Genomic DNA, 515 nt, shown 5'->3' on the forward strand with positions numbered 1-515 from the left:
GTCATTTTCTCTTGCATATCTGATTGCCATCATCTTACCTTCAGCCCCTCTTGCACCAAATCCTCCGGGCACTATTATGCCGTCAACACCCTCAAGCAAGTCAGTGCCGTATTTCTCGACATCCTCTGCTTCAATCCATCTGATTTTTACCTTTACATCATTTGCGACGCTTGAGTGCTTCAATGCCTCGATTATGCTCAGATATGAATCCTTGAGCTTCACGTACTTTCCGACTATTGCGATTTCAACAGAATCTTTGAGGCTCTTGTATTTAGCAACCATTTTCTCCCAAGCTTTCAATTCAGGCTCTCTATCCTCAAGACCGAGCCTCTTAACGAGGTATTTTCCGAGTCCTTCTCTCTCAAGCAAAAGCGGAACCTCATAAGTGTCTTCAACGTCATATGCGCTTATCACAGCTTCCTCTGGAACGTTTGTGAAGAGGCTGATCTTTTTACGCGCGCTTTCCTCAAGAGGATCTTCACTTCTTGCAACGATTGCATCTGGTTGGATACCCA

Annotated in this window: 1 pseudogene; it reads right to left on the reverse strand. The window is 44.9% G+C overall.

The features are described 5' to 3' along the window. Positions 1 to 515 (reverse strand): annotated as a pseudogene (pyrG, locus tag E3E28_RS10745) (CTP synthetase); the annotation flags it as partial.

The organism is Thermococcus sp. 21S9, assembly GCF_012027635.1.
GTDB lineage: Archaea > Methanobacteriota_B > Thermococci > Thermococcales > Thermococcaceae > Thermococcus.